Source organism: Stenotrophomonas sp. STEN083 (assembly GCF_056759195.1).
In genome coordinates this window covers 1-19941 of the sequence record NZ_JBRRCU010000071.1, presented here as the reverse complement: position 1 = coordinate 19941, position 19941 = coordinate 1, and the positions used below count along the sequence as shown (strand labels likewise).

The following is a 19941-nucleotide window of genomic DNA, read 5'->3' as shown; positions in this document are numbered from 1 at the left end:
CAATGAAAACCCGGGGCCAAAAATCCGGGGGGTCTTGGGGGGTTGGCGCCCAAAACCCCACCGCTCACCCCAGTTTCCGCTGCCCCCAGTTTCCGACCCCGGTTTCCCCGTCTACTTGATCACCGGCAACATCGCCTCGCGACCGTAGACAAGATCAACGATTGCCTGCAGAAATTCGTTGGTCGGGATGCGTTCGCCGTTGGTGGAGTACGCGATCGCTACTCCATCGTTCGGGTTGTAGATCACGCGCGTGTGGGAGCCTAGAGCGTCGCCGCCGTGACCTAGAAAGTGATTCCCGCCGTAGTTGAACTCGGCCAGTCCTCGCCCCCAACCGCTGCCAGCCGGCCGCGGCTTCATCTGTTCCACGCTCTCACTGCGCAGCAGCTTGTGCTCGAACAGCGCGGTGATCAGCACATTCAGGTCGTGTGTGGTGGCTGCGATGTCGCCAACGCCGATCACGTTGGAGTAATCGATATCCTTGATTTCCCGCCATAGCCCGGCGAATGCATAGGATTTGAAGGTGTTGCCGGAATGGGAGCGTGTGGATGCGAAGTTGCGCAGGCCAAGAGGTGCTGCGATTTCCTGTGCGACGATGTCGTGGTAGTCGCGCCCATCTACCTGCTCGATGATCATCCGCAGCACGAAGTAGGCGGAGTTGGAGTAGGCAACGCGTTCGCCAGGTTCGAATGCAATCCCTTGGGTTCGTATTTCCTGCAGGATTTCGTTCTGGCTTAGCGGATCAACTACCCACACTTGGCCATTTCTGATCGCGAAGTTGCCATAGCCGCTGGTGTGCTCCAGCAAGTTGCCGATGCCTATCGTCTGTGAGGAAGGCAGATCCGGGAAAAAACTGGATAGTCTGTCATCCAGGCGCAGGCGACCGTCCTCGATCAGCTTGAGCGCCAGGATCGCCGTCACCATCTTGGTCACGGAAGCGATCTGGTACTTGCTGTCAACGTCATGTGCAATTCCAGGCAGGTGCTGTTGTCCGAAGCTCCTGGCATAAACCTCATGGCCGTCCTTGAAGATGGATAGGCTGCCAATGCCGCCATTGTGGTCCTCGACATGGTTGATGAAGTCATCAAGCCTCTCCGCATGCACTTCCGCAGCCGCAGCTTGTGACGATCGCGTTTCGGACTGCGCCAACAGTGGAAGCGCCACGGCCGGAAGAATCATCAACAAGGTAGCCAGTCTCTTCATTTCGTTCGCGTCTCTTCGGTAATTCAAGGTCGTTGGCGGCACGGCGCAACGATCAGCAGCGGGTGCGTGATGGTGATGGTGGGGAGTTGCCCGTGTTTCGCCCCGTGTTGATAGCACTGCCACGGAGCACGCAGCTCAATGCTTGCCTGCAATGTCCTTGATAGCGTCGGCAACCGCTGCCGGGTTCTCGCGATGAATGTTGTGGCCGGTGACGAAGTAGCGATGAAAGCCGCGGTTGAAGGCACTGAACAATGCAGCGTGCTGCGCTTTCCACAGCGCTTTGCCGGCAGCTGTTTCCTCGAGAACGAATGGCTCGGCGGCGACCTGCGATGCAGTAAGCAGCGCAACCGGAACATCCGGCATGGCGGGTGGCGTCTGCGCGGTAGCCGCGTCCAATTGGGTGATCAATGCCTGATAGTCGGCGGCCATGGACGGCGGCAGCATGCCAAGCAGAGTGGCATCATCGGCCAGTACACGCGCTGCATCGGTCTGCTTGAAGGCGTGTCGCTGGCCGAGCGTTGCCGGGTCAACGAGCACCAGTGCCTGCAGTTGTCGCGGGTGGCGACGTGCGAACTCGGTGACCAGCAATCCACCATACGAATGCCCGACCAGGACCAGCTTCTGTCCAGTGGCCAGTTCGTCGATCACGGCGCCGAGGTCAATGAGGTGAGCGTCGATGTCCTTGGGCTTGCCATCGCTGGTCGACTTGCCAAGCCCCGCGCGGGAATAAGTGATGCAGTGATAGCCGGAGCCAAGCGCAGTGATCACATCCTTCCATGTGTCTTTACCCTGGCCGAAGCCCGACTCGAAAACCACCTTGACCGGCCCGGTTCCCGACTGCTCGGCGCTCAGCTGGTAGGCGCCGCGGTCCACCGAAACTTCACTGGCCTGGGCGCTGCTGGCAGCAGCCATCAGCGCTGCCAACATCCACACCTTCAATCTGCCTGTCGTCATTTGATCCCCTGGATGCTGATGTTGCTGGGCCCGGCATGGTCGACCGAGCAGGTTGGTGTTCGTGTGGTGTGTTGATACTATAGTTAGGTATAACACCGAACATCCCTGCCGGAAGTCATGTTGGTCCATACGTGCCAGCGGTCAGCTGGCCGTCCATCTGTACCCATCAGCGAAAGGGGGCAAGGCGCCCGCCGCGCAGGGGCGCCGGCCTATTGGCGGTGTAGCGGTGGGCGCAAGAAGCGGATATCTCACGCGATGCCTGGCGCCCCGTTATTTGCCAACACCACACAGGCAATGCGCCCGGCTTTCACCAGGCGCATCACCACGTAACTCAAGCAAACAGCAACGCGCCGCTCAGGTTGCTGGTGTCTTGCGCTTGCCGCTCCATGACTTGCTGACGATCATCCAGTTGCCGTCGATCTTCGCCAACGCCAGGTAGTCCGAGCCGTCCCATGTCGGATAGTCGAGCGTGAGCTTGACCACGGCCGCGCTGTCCGTCACATCCAGAATCTGGTATTGGCGATGACGTTGCGCCTCATCTGGGGCAGGCTTGCCGGTAAAGCCCTTGGCCCACTCTTCGGTGGTTTCCGTGACAACGGCGCCGCGGGTCGATGAGTACCCCAGTACCACGCCGTCTTTCCTGAGTACTCCGGTGAGCAGGTTGGCGTCGCCGGCCTCGAAGCCGCGCAGCAGCGTTTGCATGGCGCGATCAACTTCGGCACGTTCGTTGCTCTGTGCCATCAGCGAGGTGGGAAGCAGGAGCAGTGCTGCTGCGAGAACGGCGGATCGGATCGATGTGTTCATTGGTGTCCTGGGTGTGGTTGGGTGGTTCATGTAGCTGGGGATGGACGGAGGTCGGGGTGCGTTCTCGCTGCTTAGTCCCTCCTGAGCTGGCCGGTTTGCGGAGTTGGGAGCTTGCGCAGCGCATCGACCACGGCTGCAGCCAGCGGTGCCGCTGACCGATAGTTCTGGCCTGTCATCACCCGGCCGTCGACTTCGATATAGGGGTCGTTGCTGTCCACGACGTTGAACAGGCCGCCACGAGACTGCACCGCTTGCCGCATCTGGAACGGGAACTCCTTGAAGTAGGGGGCACTGCGGTCTTCGTGTTCTTCGGGATAGCCGGTGATGCGCTTGCCGGCGAGCAGGCTTTGGCCGTCAGCGAGCTTGAGGTTCACGATTCCGGCCGTGCCATGGCACACCGCCGAGACCACCCCGCCATTGCGTTCGTAGACATGCATGGCGATGTCCTGCAGGGCGCGGTTCTCCGCCACGCCGTACATGGCGTTGCTGCCGCCAACGTAGTAGACGGCGCGGTACAGGCCGGGATCGACCTGCGCTGGTGTGGCGGTGTTGCGCAGGCCGCGCATGATGCGGTCGTCCTGCAGGCGCGGCTCCACTTCCTTGCCCACGTAGGGGTCGAGGATGGGCACGTCGCCGCCGTCAGGGGTAACGAAGTCCACCGCATAGCCAGCGGCCTGGAACGTATCCCATGCATGGACCACCTCGCCGAAGCTGATGCTGGCCGGGATGTTGGAGCTGCCGTGCACCTTGCTGCTGGCAAGGATGAACAGGATGCGTTGTTGTCCGGCCCTGTTGGGGACGGCCAGGCTGGTGCTGGCGACAAGTTGCTTGTTGTCGGCCTGGTGCACGGATGTGTCAGGCAGCGGCCGCTCCATGGCGGGCCCCGCGCTCGCAGCGGCGTTGGAAATGCCGCCCTGCCATGCGCATAGCAGCAGGATCAGCAACGGTTTGAGGAGTCGATGTAAGGGCATGGCGCCGGCTCGTTGGGGTGAGCCTGCAGCTTATATCTCCCCTTTTAAATCAATGTCTTGATGTGTATTTCCGGAGTGCTGGAATCAATTTCAGGAGTTGCCGGCAGCTGCGCGGAACGCCCCCGGTGGCAGGCCCTCCAGCTTTTTGAAGGCAGCGTGGAAGGTGGACATCGATTGGAAGCCAGCCTCCTCGGCGACCAGCTCCAGCGGCTTTGGCGGCAGCTGCAGCAACAGTGTTTTTGCTTCGATGACACGCAACTGCGCCAGGTATTGTTTGAACGAAATCTGCTTGTTGTCGTTCAACAGCTGCGACAACCGGGTCTGCGGAATGCCGAGCCGACGAGCAAGACGGGGCAGGGTCAGCCCCGGGTCCAGATGCAGGCGCTCGCGCGCCATCAGCTCGGCCAGGGCCTGCAGTTGTGGCGCTGCCTCGTCTTCGGAAATACGTCGGTCCTGGTAGGGCTCGATCGGTGCCTGGCCGGAACGCAGGCGCAGATAGACCAGTACGCTCGCGGTCAGGATGAAGGTGAAGGACAGCGCGCCAACGATGTAAGAGGTATAGCCGGAAGTGAAATAGGCGGCCCAGATCAGCCACACACCGAGCAGGGCTCCGAGCAACAGCGCGCCAGAGGGGGTGCCGGTGAGGTGGGCGCGGTGCCGGTACAGCAGTCCACTGGCCAATAGCAGGTAGCCCAGCCAGACATATTGAATGGTCGGGGTGATGGTATGCAGCCACAGCTCGGGATGGCTGGTGTAGGGCAGGAATACATTTACCCCGATGACAATGGCCAGCAACGCGGTGAGGTGCCAGCGGTCTGCCAGCCGTGGACCGGGAGTGCCGGCCAGGCTCGAACGCAGTAAAAAGAACAGGCACGGCCCGATCATGAAGCAGGCGGTCAAACCCAGTTGCAGGAACACCCGGGGAATGTCCGGCCAGAAGTAATAGGCGACCGATTTGCCGGTACGCATGCCTACGACCAGAATCAGCAGTGCCAGCCAGCGTTGGCTGGGCTCGCCCTTGGCCCGCCACCACAGGAACGATGCCAGGACGGTGCCAATGAAGGCGCCGAGCATGGCAAAGAAGAACAGGAAGTGTTGGCTCAGCATTGGCGAAGTATTGAGAAAACCGATCTTTCGTCAAGTTGCGGAAGTCATGCGCGAGCCAGCGCATATCGGCGGATGCGGCCTGTCGTGGTGGGCGGGTCGAGATGGCCGGGTCCGCGTGTTGGGAGTTCAATTGCCGCTATCCACGTTGGGACGTCCACCACGATCAACGCCAGCGATGCACAGCAGCAACGCGCTGGCGGCGAGCAGAGCCGTCGCCCATAGGTTGCCGCTCAGGCCAAGCTGGTCGAGCAGCAGGCCGCCTCCCCACGCGCCAAGTGCAATGCCTATATTGAACACACCCACGTACAGGGCACTGGTCACCTCAACCGCGCGCGGAGCCGCCTGCAACATCCATGTCATCAGCCCAACCGACACGCCGCCGTAGGCAAGCCCCCAGAGCAACAGCAGCATGCTTCCCTGCAGTGGCGCAGCGCCAATGGAGAGAAACAGGATTGAGGTAGCCAGCAAGCCAGCTGCGATGGCCATCACCGTGCTGGACACCTGCCGCGAGGCGATCAGCCCCACCAGGAAATTGCCGCCGATCCCGGCCACGCCGTAGGCAAGCAGCAGCCCGCCGATCCATGAGGCGTCCACGCCAGATACCAGTTCCAGCAGTGGCCGGACAAACGTGAATGCCACGAAGTGGCCGGTCACCAACAGCAGCGTCACCCCCAGCCCGAGCCGCACGCGTGGATTGCGCAGTTGTTCTGCGAAGTGGCGCAGTTGCATCGACGCTACGACTGGCAGTGAGGGAATCACGGCAAACTGAAGCAGCAGCACGGTGGCACTAAGTAGCGCCATGCCCGCGAACGCCTTGCGCCATCCAAGCAGCTCACCGACCCATGCGCCCAGCGGAACGCCAAGGACGGAGGCGGCGGCGACGCCACCGAAGATGATCGAGGTGGCCAGCCCCACGCGCTGCGCCGATACCAATCGCATCGCCAGCCCACCCGCAATTGCCCAGATCCCACCCATGCACACGCCCACCAACAATCGGGCAGCCAGCATCCATTGCATGTTCGGTGCGATCGCGGACGCTGCATTGGCCGCCACCAGCAAGGCCAGCAGCGCACAGAGAATGTAGCGGCGGTTGATGCCACCAGCGGCAATCACCACCAGCGGCGCGAACAGTGCGGCCAGCAATGCGGGCGCCGATATCAGCAATCCAGCGGTGCCGGTTGAAATGCCAAGATCGGTGGCGATGGGGGTAAGCAAGCCGACCGGCAGCATCTCGGTGGTGACTACCGAAAAGGTTGCCAGGGCTATGGCAACAACTGCCAGCCACGGGTGGGCCACGGCGGCTGCCGTGGAGGATTGGGTTTGCATGGTTTGTTCCTGATGGAAGAGGTGTCGGCAGCGTCAACAAGCGTTGGCGGAATGCTGCAGGCAGGGACGTAGGCGTCGGCTGATCCAGATCGACAGCAGCAGCACTGCAGCACCAGCACCAACGCTGATGGCGAAGCCAGCCTGGGCGCCGGCCAGATCCACCAGTTGCCCGGTTGCTGCGGCGCCTGATGCGACGCCGATATTCAGTCCGGCCAGCAGCCAGGTCATGCCTTCGGTCAGCTGTTGCTCCGGCACGCTGCGCTCGACCAACGACATCACCACGATCATCGTTGGTGCGAAGAACATGCCCGCCAGCAGCACGCTTGCTGCAAACGCTGGCAGGTCTGCTACCAATAGCAAGGGCAGTGTGGTCAGCGCTGTCGCGGTGCCGCCCCACAGCAGCAATTGGTGCAAAGGGGTTTTGAGTTTCAGCGCACCAAACATGAGGCCTGCTGCGCAGGAGCCCAACGCATAGGCAGACAGCACGATGCTGGCAGCCATTGGTTGGTCGTGCTGTTCGGCGAAGGCCACGCTGGTGATGTCGATGGTTCCAACGATCACGCCCATTGCAACCATCAGCAGGGTGAGTAGGCGTACGTCTGCAATTGCCAGTACCGATTGAGCGGCGTCGCCTGTGGCCTGCAGTTCGGGCTGCGGCTGCGTTGCTCGCTGCAGTACAAGCGCAGCGGTTCCTATGGCCAGCAGGAGTGCCGCCAGCAGTACACCGGCCTGCGGAAACAGGGCAACACAGAGGCCTACCGACAGCGGCGGTCCGGCGATGAAGCTCATTTCATCGAACACCGTTTCCAGTGAATAGGCGGTCTGTAATTGCGGCTGTCCGCGATACAGGGCGGTCCAACGCGCTCGGACCATCGCCGACATGCTGGGCATGCATCCGGCCAAGGCAGCGCAGGGAAACAGCAGCCGATCCGATGCCTGCCAATAGCTGACAAGGATGAGCAACAGCATGCCGACCACGCTGGCAGCCGAAGCCCACGGCAAGACCCTGGCCTGACCGTACCGATCCACCCACCGTGAAATCCGGGGGGAAGCCAGTGCATAGGTCAGAACGAAGGTCGCCGACACCGCACCGGCCAGTGCGTAGCTGCCACGCAGCTGTGCCAACAAAGTAATGATGCCGATGCCGGTCATGGGCAGTGGCAGCCGGGCCAGCAGGCCAGCGAGAGCGAAGCCCAAGCTTCCGGGCGCAGCGAAGAGGGCGCGATAGGCGTTGGCCATTGGGGTCTCCGAAGGGCTGCGGCTTGCCAAGGTGGTGGCCGGCCGCAACAATACATACAAGGCGTATGTAAAAGGCTACATACATACGCCATGAATGTAAATAAACATACGCATCGTATGAAAGGAGCTCGCCTTGGTCCGTCGCACCCGCGTTGAAATGGAGGCAACCCGCGCCTCGCTATTGGCCACTGCTCGCCGCGTGTTCGCCGAGCATGGTTATGCGGATACATCGATGGACGAGCTGACCGCACAGGCGGGGCTTACCCGTGGTGCGCTGTATCACCACTTTGGTGACAAAAAAGGCCTGCTGGCCGCGGTGGTCGAGCAGATCGATGCAGAAACAGACGCTCGACTGCAGGCCATCAGCAATGCCGCGGCCGATCCCTGGCAGGGCTTCCAGCAGCGCTGCCGGGCATATCTGGACATGGCGCTTGAGCCGGAGATCCAGCGCATCGTGCTGCGCGACGCACGCGCGGTACTTGGCGGCGCATCGTTGGATTCGCAGCGGCACTGTGTGGATTCGATGCAGCGGCTGATCGAGGACCTGGTTCGTCAGGGTGTTGTTGCTGAGGTGGACGCGCAGGCCTTGGCGTCGCTGATCTACGGCAGTCTGGCCGAGGCCGCTTTCTGGATAGCGGAAGGTGCTGATGGCGATGTGCGCCTGCGCAAGTGCACGGCCGCCTTGGAGCTGCTGCTGCGTGGTTTGGCGCGTGGCTAGAGATGCTCCTGACTGCGCGTGGTTGAGCAGAAGCTGCAGGCTGAGCTGGTCTGCGTGGGCCCAGTGGATGGCAATTGCGCATCTGCGTAAATATACTATCCCCCAGTACAGGATACGGGCGCCATCATGCCGCACTCCCCCGAAGAGAAGAAAAAGGTCCTGGCCCGGGTCAAACGCATCCGCGGCCAGTGCGATGCGTTGGAGCGGGCCCTGGAAGCCGGCGCCGACTGCAATCCGGTGCTGCAGCAGATCGCGGCCATCCGCGGTGCAGTCAACGGGCTGATGTCCGAGGTGATGGAGGCGCATCTGCGGGAGGAGTTCGGCCAGCCGGCGCGCTCCGATGCGCAGCGCGCCGCACGCGTTGCCGAGATGTCCAGCCTGATCCGTTCCTATCTCAAATAATTCCGGCGGCGCCTTGCGTCGTCCTTCGTCATTCCCGCAGGAGAAAGTCATGAAATCACGTGCCGCCGTTGCCTTTGGTCCGGGCCAGCCTTTGCAGATCGTCGAGATCGATGTCGCGCCGCCGAAGGCAGGTGAAGTGCTGGTCAAGATCACCCATACCGGTGTCTGCCATACCGATGCTTTCACCCTGTCCGGTGATGACCCGGAAGGTCTGTTCCCCTGCGTGCTTGGCCATGAAGGCGCCGGCATCGTGGTCGAAGTGGGCGAGGGCGTCACCTCGGTGAAAGCCGGCGATCACGTGATTCCGCTGTACACCGCCGAGTGCGGTGAGTGCCTGTTCTGCAAGAGTGGCAAGACCAATCTGTGTACGTCGGTGCGTGCCACCCAGGGCAAGGGCGTGATGCCGGATGGCACCAGCCGCTTCTCGTACAACGGGCAGCCGATCTACCACTACATGGGCTGCTCTACTTTCTCCGAGTACACCGTTGTGGCCGAAGTCTCTTTGGCCAAGGTCAACCCGGAAGCCAACCCGGAGCACGTCTGCCTGCTGGGCTGCGGCGTCACCACCGGCATTGGCGCCGTGCACAACACCGCCAAGGTGGCCGAAGGCGACAGCGTTGCGGTATTCGGACTGGGCGGCATTGGTCTTGCGGTCATCCAGGGCGCGCGCCAGGCCAAGGCCGGCCGCATCATCGCCATCGATACCAACCCGTCCAAGTTCGAGCTGGCCAAGCAGTTTGGTGCCACCGACTGTGTCAATCCGAAGGAGCACGACAAGCCGATCCAGCAGGTCATCGTCGAAATGACGGGTTGGGGTGTGGACCACAGCTTCGAGTGCATCGGCAACACCAATGTGATGCGCGCTGCGCTGGAATGCGCGCACCGTGGTTGGGGCCAGAGCGTGATCATCGGCGTGGCGGGTGCGGGCCAGGAGATCTCCACCCGTCCGTTCCAGCTGGTGACCGGTCGCAAGTGGCTGGGCACCGCGTTCGGCGGCGTGAAGGGCCGCAGCCAGCTGCCGGGCATGGTCGAGGACGCGATGAAGGGCGACATCGAGCTGGCCCCCTTCGTGACCCACACGATGGAACTGGACAAGATCAACGAAGCCTTCGACCTGATGCACGAAGGCAAGTCGATCCGCTCGGTAATCCACTACTGATCACAGCCCATGTTGTAGTAGCGGCGTAAGCCGCGAAGCTGGCGTTCTATCAGTCGCAAATATCACGCAACTCAACATCAGGAATTCAAAAACCATGCAACGACTCGAACACCGCGCCTGCTTCGGCGGCTGGCAGGACGTTTACCGGCACGAATCCAAGGTATTGGATTGCGAGATGACGGTAGGCGTGTACCTGCCGCCGCAGGCGGAGCACGGCCCGTGCCCGGTGTTGTACTGGCTGAGCGGCTTGACCTGCACCGAACAGAACTTCATCACCAAGTCCGGCGCACAGCGCTATGCAGCCGAGCACGGCATCATCCTGGTATCGCCGGATACCAGCCCGCGCGGCGAAGCGGTGGCTGATGCGGAAGGTTATGACCTGGGCAAGGGCGCCGGCTTCTACGTCAACGCGATCCGTGAGCCATGGTCGCGGCATTACCGCATGTACGACTACATCGTCGACGAGCTGCCGGCATGGGTGGAAGCCGATCCGGCGGCCAGCGATGTGCGTGCGATCAGCGGGCATTCGATGGGCGGGCATGGTGCTTTGACCATCGCTCTCAAGAACCCGGGGCGGTACCGCAGCGTGTCCGCGTTCTCGCCGATCGTGGCGCCGTCGCAGGTGCCGTGGGGACAGAAGGCGTTTGCTGCGTATCTGGGTGAGGACCGCGAGGTGTGGAAGGCGTATGACGCTACCGAGCTGGTCACGCATGCGCAGGAAAAGCTGCCGTTGTTGATCGATCAGGGCGGTGCAGACGAGTTCCTTGAGAACCAGCTGCGCCCGCAGCTGTTGCAGGCCGCGTGCGAAGCGGCGGGGCATCCGCTGGAACTGCGCATGCAGCCGGGTTATGACCATAGCTACTATTTCATCAGCAGCTTTATTGGCGATCACATCGCGCATCACGCCAAAGCGATGCGCTGAGCCCTATCCGCTTTTCTGTGGTGCCGAGCACGGCTCGGCACTACGCGCTTACGCGCGCTGGCTTCAGGCGAACAGCCAGATCAAGCGCAGGATGCTCGCGACACTGATTGCAGCGATAAAAAGCCAGGTGATCCGGCGGATATTGCGCAGGGTAAGGGTTCGACGTTGCAGTCTCTGTTCCAGCTGCTTTCTGTGCTCCGCTGTTATTCGTGTCAGTTCTGCGGCATGGGGCATGCTGGCTGCTTCGTAGATGCCTCGGATGCGCTCGGCTTGTTGCGCAGGCAGGGATCCCAGGTGCGCATCCAGAAGCTGTGTCCGCGCAGCAAGCGCTGGTGTGGTGTCGCCATGACTGGCAGCTGCGTCATTGATTGCCCGCCAGTGCGTATGGGCCAGCTCCCTGACCATTTCATCGTCGCTGAGATCGATGTTGGAGAAGTCCTGGCTGCGGAACTGAACTGGAAGCGCGGTGCCGGGATTCAGGCGCAGTGGTGGGGTAAGCCCGTCTCTTCGATAGCGGACAGCATTGCGTCTTGCGGTGTCGGTGGCTGAGGAGCGTAGCCAGCCCAGCGATACCGTCGTGAACCAGATGGCCAGCGGAACCGGCGCCAGTAGCAGAAGCGCAAGATTGATCGCCGGGTCACGTGGATAGCTGATGGTCTGTCCTGTCCAGTAGGCGTACAGGGCGGTACTTCCCATGAGGAGTAGCAGCAGCACGAAGCAGGACAGCCCGTTGCACAGCGCATAAGCAAGGCTGCGCCGCAGTAGTGACGGTGCGATCCAGGCTGGGTCGGAAAAGGTGCGCCAACGTATCGATGCGCCAGCCAAGCCTGCGCTGAGCATGTAAAAAAGGATGATATAGGCAGCGAACGTTTCCATGTCCCTTCCCAGAATGCGCGGTTTTGGCGTCGCGTTGGTGAGCATATCGCAGGCAGTGTGCGGCGCACGTTTCTGGTAGAGCCGAGCCATGCTCGGCTGGGGCGTTACCGGTAAGGCCACTGCCGAGCATGGCTCGGCTCTACAGCTGTGAGGCTCCTGCCGAGCATGGCTCGGCACTACGCTCTGCTCCCTCCCTTTCGCGCAGCGAAGGGGAGGGGTGGCGTGGGGAGGGGTTTGCTTTTCGCTTGGAAGGCACTTGCCGAGCACGCTCGGCACTACGGGTTGGTTTCCGTGGCGGGGTGTGGGTCACGTTGTCGAAGTGGCCGTCGCGCTATCGTGCGGGCATAGCGCCTGCTTGATAGGGAATCCATGCCGTTAGTGCTGGTCCTGCTGTTCATCCTCTGCCATGGCCTGGTCCTTGCTGTTGGGGCGGGGCCAGCCGGCATTGGTTCCTTCATCTTCCTGGTGGCAGCGCCGCTACTTGCTGCCTGCAGCTGCGTTTGGCGTGCTCGGCAGGATAGGGCGGCATTGGGTTGGTACGCGACGGCGCTGGCGATGCTGCTATGGGCCGGGGGCATGGCCCTCAATCTGGTCGATGCACTTGGGGCCGGCCGTGCCGACATCACGCCTCGGGCCAGCATGTTGTTGTATGTGCTTTATGCCGTGCCGCTGGTGTTCATCCTTGCCCGCGCACGGCGCGAGCGCGCCAGCATCAGTCTGATCGATGCGGCGATGGCGGCGCTGTTGGGCGTGCTGTTCTTCGTGCATACCGGCTTCTTCGCCGACCGCGTTGATGTTGACGAACAGGCGATGCGCAACATGCGCTACATGTTTGATATCCAGAACCTGTGCATTGCCAGCTTCGCTACAGTGCGCTGGCTGGCCGGTGATGTGCCGGAGTGGCGCGGTTTTTTCCGTGCGCTGGCGCTGTATGCCTTGGCGTATCTGCTGGTGGCCGGGTACATCAATCACTTTGCGTCGGAAGATTCCTTCGGTGCATACAACGATCTGCTGATCGATCTGCCATTTCTCCTGTTGATATTGCTGGCCGTACGCAAGGTATCGGCTCCGGTCTTCGTGCCGGACCCGCGGCTGGCGCGGTTGGTACAGGCTGGCGGCCCGATGATCCTGCCTCTGTTGCTGCTGGTGGTGGGCACCTTGGTGGTGGACCATGCGCGGACACTGGCTGTGGCCGGTTTCGTGGTTGCCACCATTGGCTTCAGCCTGCGCAGCACGCTGCTGCAGATCGACCTGCTGGAGGGACAGGCCGCATTGGACCAGCTGGCAAGGCGGGATGGTCTGACCGGCGTGGCCAACCGCCGTCAATTCGACGCGGTCCTGCAGACCGAGGCCAGTCGCGTGCATCGCAGTGGCGCCGGCTTGGGTCTGCTGCTGGTAGATATCGATCACTTCAAGGCATTCAATGATGCGCACGGCCACCCGGCCGGTGATCGTTGCCTGCAGGCTGTTGCGGCACGGCTGCAGGCCAATGTCCGGCGGGCGGGCGATTGTCTGGCGCGTTATGGCGGGGAAGAGTTCGCGGTGATCGTGCCGGACTGTGGAAGGGAAGATGCGATCGCTCTCGCGGAGAAGCTGCGGCTGGCCGTTGAAACACTTGTGTTACCGGAGGGAGCGGTCAGTATCAGCGTTGGTGTGGCTTTCTTGCAGTCTTCAGCCAAGGTGCCTACGACGCAGCTTCTGGATGATGCCGATAGAGCGTTGTATGCGGCAAAGCGTGGCGGCAGGAACCGCGTGTCGGTACGGGACGATGCGGTGGTGGGCTTCTGACAGCAGTCCTGTGCGATGCCTAGCTTGGCCGTAGGAGCGGCGTGAGCCGCGAAGCTGGTACACCTGAAGGTGGGAGCGACGCTGCGATTGCACGAGGCGCTGTTGTTCTTTCTATCGTGGCTTCGCGGCTCACGCCGCTCCTACGACTGTAAGGTGAAATCCGTATAGGCGTAGCGGCCTTCGCGTAGCACTGTGTCGCCTTGTTCAAGGCTTAATGGCGCGCGGAACATGGGCCCTGCGCTGACGCAGGTGTGGAACTCGCCGTTCTCGCCGCAGGCATCGATGCTTGCCGGTAATGCATCCAGCAATGCTTGATCGAATGCTCGACCCGCAAAACCGGCATCCAGTCGTTCGCTGTCCACGCAGCACAGCTGCGCGCGCAGGCCATCCGCAATCATCTGTCGCGCCAGCGCAGCAGTGTCGCGGCCAAATAGTGGGAACAGGGTTTCCCAGCTTTGCGCCGCATACTGCTGTTCGCGCCATAGCCGGATGTCCTCCAGCAAGAGGTCACCGAAGGCGATGGTCGCAAGGCCGGGCCAGCGCTGCTGTGCTTCGTCCAGCGTTGCTGTCATGCGCTGCAGATACACGGCGTTGTCGCAGACCTGCGGTATCCAGCTTTCCAGCAGCGGCAACCCGGCAGCGTCTGCCTGGGCCAGCAATACTTCGCGGCGTACGCCCTGCATCGAGGAGCGGTCATAGCCTTCGGTCAGCGTGCTCAGCAACGCGACAACCTCGATGCCATCGCGTTGCTGGAGTTCGTGCAGTGCCCAAGCGGCATCCTTGCCGCCGCTCCAGGACAGCAGTACCGGAGTTCTCACCACTCAGCGCACATCGCGCAGTTCCCAATGGCTGCCGGCCAACATGCGCAGGCGCTGCTTGAACAGATCACCGGGCAGGCTGGTGCTGGCGACCAGGTCGATGCGCAGATCGGACTGCTTGCCGGTGACCGTGGCGGCCGGATCCGTTGCGCCCAGACCCGGGTCGACATCTTCGGGTTCGTCCTGGGTGGCCTTCCAGCGCTCGAACAACTCTGGCGTGCGCAGGGCTGCCTGCAGCTGCTCGGCGAAGGCGTCGGCGCCACTGGCGGTGAATGACAGGCGCGGATCGCTGCCGCGGGCCTTGGCGGGATCAGGGAGCGAGATGGAGTAGTGCACGGTCATTGGGGGCCTCCTTTTGGAACAGCAGACTAGCGCGTCAGTTGTAGAGATATTGTCCAGAACGTATGGCCAGGCTACGAGATTGGATCAGCTGCCGAAGGTATGCGGTTCATCGGCAAAGCCAATCGTCACCGCGCCCTTGCCGACGTTGACCATGCCGGTCAGGCTCATCACCGCTTCCAGCAGGGCGACGCCGTGCTGATCGCAGGTGTCGCGCAGCTGCCGGTAGCCGGGCAGGGCGCGCAGATCGTCCAGCGGGCCACCGTAACTGACGCATACCGTCGGGGTGATCAGGCCGTGCACCACGCGCCTGCCGACAAAGTCGAACAAGGCCTCCACTGCCGGGTCGAAGCCCTTGATCTTGGCCACCGGCTCGGTATTGCCACGGTAGCCATGCAAGACGGGTTTGATGTCCAGCGCGCTGCCCAGGGCGACGCTGAGCAGGCCTACGCTGCGGTCGCCCTTGTGGCGGGCGCGGGCGCGCAGGTAGTAGAGGTCGCGGGTGACCATGTAGCCGTGCACGTTGCTGGCCACCAGCTCCAGCCGTTCGCGCATCTGCGGGACGGTGGCACCGCTGTCGCGCAGGCGTACCGCTTCCACCGCGCTCACCGCCTGTGCGGCGAACAGATTCTGGGTATCGATGACGCGCAGGCTGAACGGTGAGTTGTAACCAGCCGCCTGCCGGATGGGTTTGTACTCGTTGAGGATGCTGTAGCCGGCCTGCACCGCGTTGTCATGGATGGGGCTGCGGGTGCGGGTGATGGTCATGCAGAAGACCTGGTCGAAATCTGTAACCAGATGGCTGAGGAACAGGTCGCGGATCTGCTCGGCGCTATAGGGGATGGTCTCCGCCTCGGCGCTGCGCTCACTCAGCGGGCCCTGCAGGAAGGCCAGGGTGGATTCCTCGTCGCGGTGGTCGGGGAGCACCGTGTCGCCGATCCGTACGCTGATCGGGAGCAGCACGATATTGTTCTGCTGAAGATAGCCCTTGGGTAGGTCGCAGGCCGAGTCGACCACTATTCCTATGCGCATGCGGTTGTATCCCCCAAGGGTCGTAACAGTCACGAAAGATAGGAACCCTATCTCAAAACCTAGGACGGAGTTGGTGGTTTGTGCGGACGCCGTCGCAATCCCGGGTAGGTTTTTTCACCTTTTCCTCATTTCATCGGCAGGGGTAGCCTATTAAGCTACTGCCAAGCAACTGAGGCCCTGTCCCCGGATGCGACGACATCGGTGGGAAGTGTCACCGTCTGAGGGTAGGCGGTGAACTAGGGATCAGTAATGGAAACTGCAAGTTCGGTAGTTGAGTTCTGGCGCGCGGCTGGTCCGCAGCGTTGGTTTGTGCGTGATGAGGCCTTTGACTTCGGGTTCCGGGAGCGCTTCCTGGACCTGCACTACCAGGCTGCCCGGCGCGGCTGTGAGGACTGGCTGGAGAATGCCGAGGGCGCGTTGGCGCTGCAGGTCCTGCTGGACCAGTTCCCGCGCAACTGCTTCCGTGGCACTGCACACTCTTACGCTACCGACGGGCTGGCCCGGCATTACGCTACCCGCACCATCGAGGAAGGTTGGGACCGCGAACTGCCACTCAAGCTGCGGGCTTTCATCTACCTGCCGTTCGAGCACTCCGAGGATCCGCAGGACCAGGAGCGCGCGGTAGCGATGTTCGAGGTGCTCGGTGACCTGGAGTACCTGAAGTACGCCGAAGTACATCGTGATGTCATTCGTCGCTTTGGTCGCTTCCCGCACCGCAACGCAGTGCTCGGGCGTATTCCGACTGCGGAAGAGCTGCACTTCCTTGCTGAAGGTGGCTTTGCTGGTTGAGTGCGCGGGAGCGACTGGTGTGTTGCTGATGGTGTTGTTGGATATGCGCCTGTCCGTTAAGCACTGATCATCGTGGTGCGCATGCAGTGCAGGGCTCAAAAAAAGGCACAGGCTGCATGCTTTTGGTTTGGATGTAGGAGCAGCGTCAGCCGCGAAGCTGAGATAGCTGAAGTGCTTGGCACATCTGCCACCTGAAAATGTATCGGCTTCGCGACTGACGCCGCTCCTACAAGGTTGCCAGTCAGACTGTCGTTGCTGCGGTTTTCAACACAGGAACAAAAAAACGCCGGCTAGGCCGGCGTTTTTGTGCTGCTACAGCGCGTTCCGATCAGTACTTCGGAACGCTGTTGTCCACGTTCTCCGACCAGGCATCGATGCCGCCGGTGATGTTGAAAACATTGGTGAAGCCCAGCGCCAGGAACTGCGCTGCAGCCTGTGCGCTGCGGCCGCCACGGTGGCACAGGAACGCCAGTGCGGTGTCCTTGGGCAGGGCTTCGAGCTTGGCGCGGTTGTCGCCGTCGAAGGTTTCGAAGCTGCCGTTGATCGCGGCGATGGCGCGTTCGTCAGCCGGACGCACGTCGACCACGGTGATGGCACCGGCACGCAGCTGGTCGTCGGCGCTGCGCACGTCCAGATCCTGCACCGGCTTGGGTGCGTTCGGGTTGTTGATCGCCAAACCCTGGCCGCGGATGTCGTCGACCCAGTCGATGGTGATGCCGTCGGCGCGACGCGCGCTGGAGGAATCGAACTGCACGCGCAGGCCGTTGGATTCGGCAGCGATGGCATTGTCGTCGAACGGGGCCAGCTGGAAGTTCGGCTGGAAGCTGGCGTCGATGCTCAGCTGCAGGGCAGCGCCGGGCGAGTCGGCCAGTGCGCCCTTGAGCATTTCAACGGCGGCCGGGGTGACGGTGATCGACGGCGGGGTGCGGTCCGGCGCAGCCAGGCCGAGCAGGCTGCTGAGTTCGCCGCTGCTGGCCATCTGCAGGATGATGTCGCTGCCGCCGATCAGCTCGCCGTCCACGTACAGCTGAGGAATGGTCGGCCAGTCGCCGTAGGCCTTGATGCCTTCACGGATTTCCTGGTCGGCCAGCACGTTGACGTGGCCGAACTGCACGCCCAGGTCCTGCAGCGCGCCAACAGCCTTGGCCGAGAAGCCGCACTGCGGCATGGTCGGCTGGCCCTTCATGAACAGGACGACGCGGTCGGCGCCGAGGATGGATTCAATGCGCGAACGCAGGGCAGGGTCCAGGGACATCGTGAACTCGTATTAGTGGTCGTAGACCAGCTGATTCTACGCTGCATGGCATCATAGGGAATGACTGCCCCGGAAACCCTGCATCGCATTCCCGTACACCCCTGGCGTTGGCTGCCCTGGCTGCTTGTCTCGCAATTGCTGGTTGCACTGCTGTGGTGGTGGCTGGGCTGGATGTGGGGTTTGCCCTTGCTGCTGCTCAGTCACGCGCTGTTCGTAGTACCGGTATTCCTCCCCAACAGCCGCTTTTACGCGCCGGTGACCAGTCGCGCGCCCGGCCAGGACGTGTGGCTGACAATTGATGACGGCCCGTCAGCGGAGACGTTGGCGGTGCTCGATCTGCTCGATCGGCACGACGCCAAGGCCACTTTTTTCATGGTCGGCGAGCGCGCGCAGGCCCGCCCGGAGCTGGTGCACGAGGTGCTGCGGCGTGGCCATGACCTTGGCAATCACAGCCATTCACACCCGCAGGCGCGCTTCTGGGCGCTGGGTCCGGTGCAGATGGCACGTGAAATCGGCCATTGCCAGCAGGCGCTGACCGCCATCGCCGGGGCGCCACCACGCTGGTATCGCTCGGTGGTTGGCATGACCAATCCATTCGTGGCTGTGGCGCTCAAGCGGCATGGGCTGGTGCGGATTGGCTGGAGCGCGCGTGGCTACGACGGCGTGAACTGCACGCCGGAGGGTGTGGTCGCACGGATTGCACCGGATCTGGCGCCTGGCGCCATCGTCCTGCTGCATGAAGGTGCCGCACACGGCCACAACCTGGCCATCATCGAAGCCGTGCTGCAGCAGCTGGATGCCCGTGGCCTGCGTGCCCGCCTGCCACACACAACAGCGTAGACTCGCCTCCCCGCCATCGCGCGGCGTTCTGGAACCGCACCATGCCTTTCTCCCAACTCGGCCTGTCTCCTTACGTGCTGCCTGCATTGCAGCAGGCCTTGCAGCAGGCCGGTTATCTGGCGCCAACGCCGGTCCAGCAGCAGGCCGTGCCCTTGCTGTTGAAGGGCCGTGATGTGATCGCACTGGCGCCTACCGGTTCAGGCAAGACGGCCGCTTACGTGCTGCCGGCGCTGCAACGCTTCTTCATGGCAACGCCACGCAAGCCGCGCGTGCTGGCCCAGCTGATCCTGGTGCCGACCCGCGAACTCGCCCTGCAGGTCAGCGATGTATTCACCACCCTGGGCCGCGAGTTGCCGCGTCGCCCGCATCTGGTCTGTGCGGTCGGCGGTGTGTCGATCAATCCGCAGATGATGTCGCTGCGCGGTGGTGCCGACATCGTCGTGGCCACCCCTGGACGCTTGTTGGATCTGCTGGCGCATAACGCCCTGTCATTGAAGCAGGTGCAGCTGCTGGTGCTGGATGAAGCCGACCGTCTGCTGGAGCTGGGCTTCGGCGATGAGCTGCGGCAGATCCTGGTGGAGTTGCCGGTGAAGCGGCAGACCGCCTTGTTCTCGGCCACGTTTGCGGCTGATATCCAGGCCTTGGCTGCAGCGGGCCTGCATGAGCCGCAGCGGCTGGAAATCGGCGAGCAATCGGCGCCGGATATCGAGCAGCGCGCCATCCATGTCGATAGCGCCCGGCGTGCCGAGTTGCTGCTGTCCTTGCTGGAAGATCCACAATGGCAGCAGGTATTGGTCTTTGTCGGCAGCATCCGTGACGGTGACCGCTTGGCCAGTCTGCTGCGCAAGGCTGGGATCAATGCGCAGGCGTTGCACGGCGAACTGTCGCAGGGGCGACGCTTCCGCATGCTGCAGGATTTCAAGGATGGTGAAACGCGGGTGCTGGTCGCGACCGACCTGGCTGCGCGCGGCATCGATATCACCCGTTTGCCGGTGGTGGTGAATTACGACCTGCCGCGTGCGCCCGCGGACTACCTGCACCGCATCGGCCGCACCGGGCGGGCAGGGGAGAAGGGGCTGGCGCTGAGTTTTGTCGATTCGGCGGCGATGGCGCATTGGCGCCTGATCTGCAAACGCCATGGGCTGCAGAGCACGACCGAAGTGATCGAGGGCTTTGAGCCCACGCAGGCAGCGCCGGTGGCCAGCGTGGTTGCCGACGACAACGGCGGTATCAAGGGGCGCAGGCCGAGCAAGAAAGACCGTGCGCGGGCGGCTGCGGCGGAAAAAGCCGGGTCCTGACTGGACCACAGTTGGCTGGGACGTTATCTGTAGTGGGGGCCCACCGAGCGCCGACGCGCTAAGCGGGAAGGAACCATCGCCCGCAGGCGGGGGGCGCCAAACCC

At 62.6% G+C, this 19941-nt stretch carries 20 protein-coding genes; 8 read left to right on the top strand and 12 right to left on the bottom strand.

What is annotated here, in order from left to right; translation table 11 throughout:
• Positions 1–111: 111 nt before the first annotated feature.
• The 7 genes from ACVOK8_RS16710 to ACVOK8_RS16680 all read right to left on the bottom strand — a co-directional run bounded on the left by ACVOK8_RS16710 (position 112) and on the right by ACVOK8_RS16680 (position 7601).
• Positions 112–1200, bottom strand: coding sequence for a serine hydrolase domain-containing protein (locus ACVOK8_RS16710; RefSeq protein ID WP_481567807.1), 1089 nt, complete (start codon positions 1198–1200; stop codon positions 112–114).
• Between the two features lie 135 nt (positions 1201–1335).
• On the bottom strand, positions 1336–2154 hold the full coding sequence (locus ACVOK8_RS16705; RefSeq protein ID WP_481567806.1) for an alpha/beta fold hydrolase: 819 nt from the start codon (positions 2152–2154) through the stop codon (positions 1336–1338).
• Positions 2155–2508: 354 nt separating this feature from the next.
• The gene (locus tag ACVOK8_RS16700) at positions 2509–2958 is read right to left on the bottom strand and encodes a nuclear transport factor 2 family protein (RefSeq protein ID WP_481567805.1); all 450 of its coding nucleotides are present in this window, start codon (positions 2956–2958) and stop codon (positions 2509–2511) included.
• A 71-nt stretch (positions 2959–3029) separates the two neighbouring features.
• Positions 3030–3929: a type 1 glutamine amidotransferase domain-containing protein gene (locus ACVOK8_RS16695; protein ID WP_481567804.1), complete on the bottom strand. Its 900-nt coding sequence runs from the start codon at positions 3927–3929 to the stop codon at positions 3030–3032.
• 90 nt (positions 3930–4019) lie between these two features.
• On the bottom strand, positions 4020–5036 hold the full coding sequence (locus tag ACVOK8_RS16690; RefSeq protein ID WP_481567803.1) for a helix-turn-helix domain-containing protein: 1017 nt from the start codon (positions 5034–5036) through the stop codon (positions 4020–4022).
• 126 nt (positions 5037–5162) lie between these two features.
• Positions 5163–6362, bottom strand: coding sequence for an MFS transporter (locus ACVOK8_RS16685; RefSeq protein WP_481567802.1), 1200 nt, complete (start codon positions 6360–6362; stop codon positions 5163–5165).
• Positions 6363–6395: 33 nt separating this feature from the next.
• The gene (locus ACVOK8_RS16680; RefSeq protein WP_481567801.1) at positions 6396–7601 is read right to left on the bottom strand and encodes an MFS transporter; all 1206 of its coding nucleotides are present in this window, start codon (positions 7599–7601) and stop codon (positions 6396–6398) included.
• A gap of 133 nt (positions 7602–7734) precedes the next feature.
• Between ACVOK8_RS16680 and ACVOK8_RS16675 the strand changes: the two genes are divergently transcribed.
• From ACVOK8_RS16675 to fghA, 4 genes are all read left to right on the top strand, one after another.
• Positions 7735–8319 carry a TetR/AcrR family transcriptional regulator gene (locus ACVOK8_RS16675; RefSeq protein WP_481567800.1) on the top strand — a complete coding sequence of 195 codons (585 nt, stop codon included), beginning with the start codon at positions 7735–7737 and terminating at the stop codon, positions 8317–8319.
• Positions 8320–8445: 126 nt separating this feature from the next.
• Positions 8446–8721 carry a metal/formaldehyde-sensitive transcriptional repressor gene (locus tag ACVOK8_RS16670; RefSeq protein ID WP_282268719.1) on the top strand — a complete coding sequence of 92 codons (276 nt, stop codon included), beginning with the start codon at positions 8446–8448 and terminating at the stop codon, positions 8719–8721.
• Between the two features lie 49 nt (positions 8722–8770).
• The gene (locus ACVOK8_RS16665; protein WP_481567799.1) at positions 8771–9880 is read left to right on the top strand and encodes an S-(hydroxymethyl)glutathione dehydrogenase/class III alcohol dehydrogenase; all 1110 of its coding nucleotides are present in this window, start codon (positions 8771–8773) and stop codon (positions 9878–9880) included.
• A 94-nt stretch (positions 9881–9974) separates the two neighbouring features.
• Positions 9975–10802, top strand: a complete 828-nt coding sequence (gene fghA / locus ACVOK8_RS16660; RefSeq protein WP_481567798.1) for an S-formylglutathione hydrolase — start codon at positions 9975–9977, stop codon at positions 10800–10802.
• A gap of 63 nt (positions 10803–10865) precedes the next feature.
• Here fghA and ACVOK8_RS16655 read toward each other — a convergent pair whose 3' ends face one another.
• The gene (locus ACVOK8_RS16655) at positions 10866–11678 is read right to left on the bottom strand and encodes a hypothetical protein (RefSeq protein ID WP_481567797.1); all 813 of its coding nucleotides are present in this window, start codon (positions 11676–11678) and stop codon (positions 10866–10868) included.
• A 369-nt stretch (positions 11679–12047) separates the two neighbouring features.
• Between ACVOK8_RS16655 and ACVOK8_RS16650 the strand changes: the two genes are divergently transcribed.
• Entirely contained in the window at positions 12048–13466 is a 1419-nt protein-coding gene (locus tag ACVOK8_RS16650) for a GGDEF domain-containing protein (protein ID WP_481567796.1), read from the top strand.
• A gap of 140 nt (positions 13467–13606) precedes the next feature.
• Here the strand turns inward: ACVOK8_RS16650 and ACVOK8_RS16645 are convergent, their stop codons facing one another.
• The 3 genes from ACVOK8_RS16645 to ACVOK8_RS16635 all read right to left on the bottom strand — a co-directional run bounded on the left by ACVOK8_RS16645 (position 13607) and on the right by ACVOK8_RS16635 (position 15655).
• Positions 13607–14284 (bottom strand): Dph6-related ATP pyrophosphatase, encoded by a 678-nt coding sequence (locus ACVOK8_RS16645; protein WP_481567795.1) that lies wholly within the window; start codon positions 14282–14284, stop codon positions 13607–13609.
• Positions 14285–14287: 3 nt separating this feature from the next.
• Complete coding sequence (locus tag ACVOK8_RS16640) at positions 14288–14626, bottom strand: hypothetical protein (RefSeq protein WP_481556180.1); 339 nt, start codon at positions 14624–14626, stop codon at positions 14288–14290.
• A gap of 84 nt (positions 14627–14710) precedes the next feature.
• Positions 14711–15655 carry a DegV family protein gene (locus tag ACVOK8_RS16635; protein WP_481567794.1) on the bottom strand — a complete coding sequence of 315 codons (945 nt, stop codon included), beginning with the start codon at positions 15653–15655 and terminating at the stop codon, positions 14711–14713.
• A gap of 249 nt (positions 15656–15904) precedes the next feature.
• Here ACVOK8_RS16635 and ACVOK8_RS16630 point away from each other — a divergent pair, with 249 nt between their 5' ends.
• On the top strand, positions 15905–16444 hold the full coding sequence (locus tag ACVOK8_RS16630) for a DUF924 family protein (RefSeq protein WP_481567793.1): 540 nt from the start codon (positions 15905–15907) through the stop codon (positions 16442–16444).
• 328 nt (positions 16445–16772) lie between these two features.
• On the opposite strand, the gene grxD is transcribed toward ACVOK8_RS16630, so the two are convergent.
• Positions 16773–17699, bottom strand: a complete 927-nt coding sequence (grxD, locus tag ACVOK8_RS16625) for a Grx4 family monothiol glutaredoxin (protein WP_481536897.1) — start codon at positions 17697–17699, stop codon at positions 16773–16775.
• Between the two features lie 60 nt (positions 17700–17759).
• Here grxD and ACVOK8_RS16620 point away from each other — a divergent pair, with 60 nt between their 5' ends.
• Both ACVOK8_RS16620 and ACVOK8_RS16615 read left to right on the top strand, forming a co-directional pair.
• On the top strand, positions 17760–18539 hold the full coding sequence (locus tag ACVOK8_RS16620; RefSeq protein WP_481567792.1) for a polysaccharide deacetylase family protein: 780 nt from the start codon (positions 17760–17762) through the stop codon (positions 18537–18539).
• A gap of 41 nt (positions 18540–18580) precedes the next feature.
• On the top strand, positions 18581–19837 hold the full coding sequence (locus ACVOK8_RS16615; RefSeq protein WP_481567791.1) for a DEAD/DEAH box helicase: 1257 nt from the start codon (positions 18581–18583) through the stop codon (positions 19835–19837).
• The last annotated feature ends 104 nt before the right edge of the window (positions 19838–19941 follow it).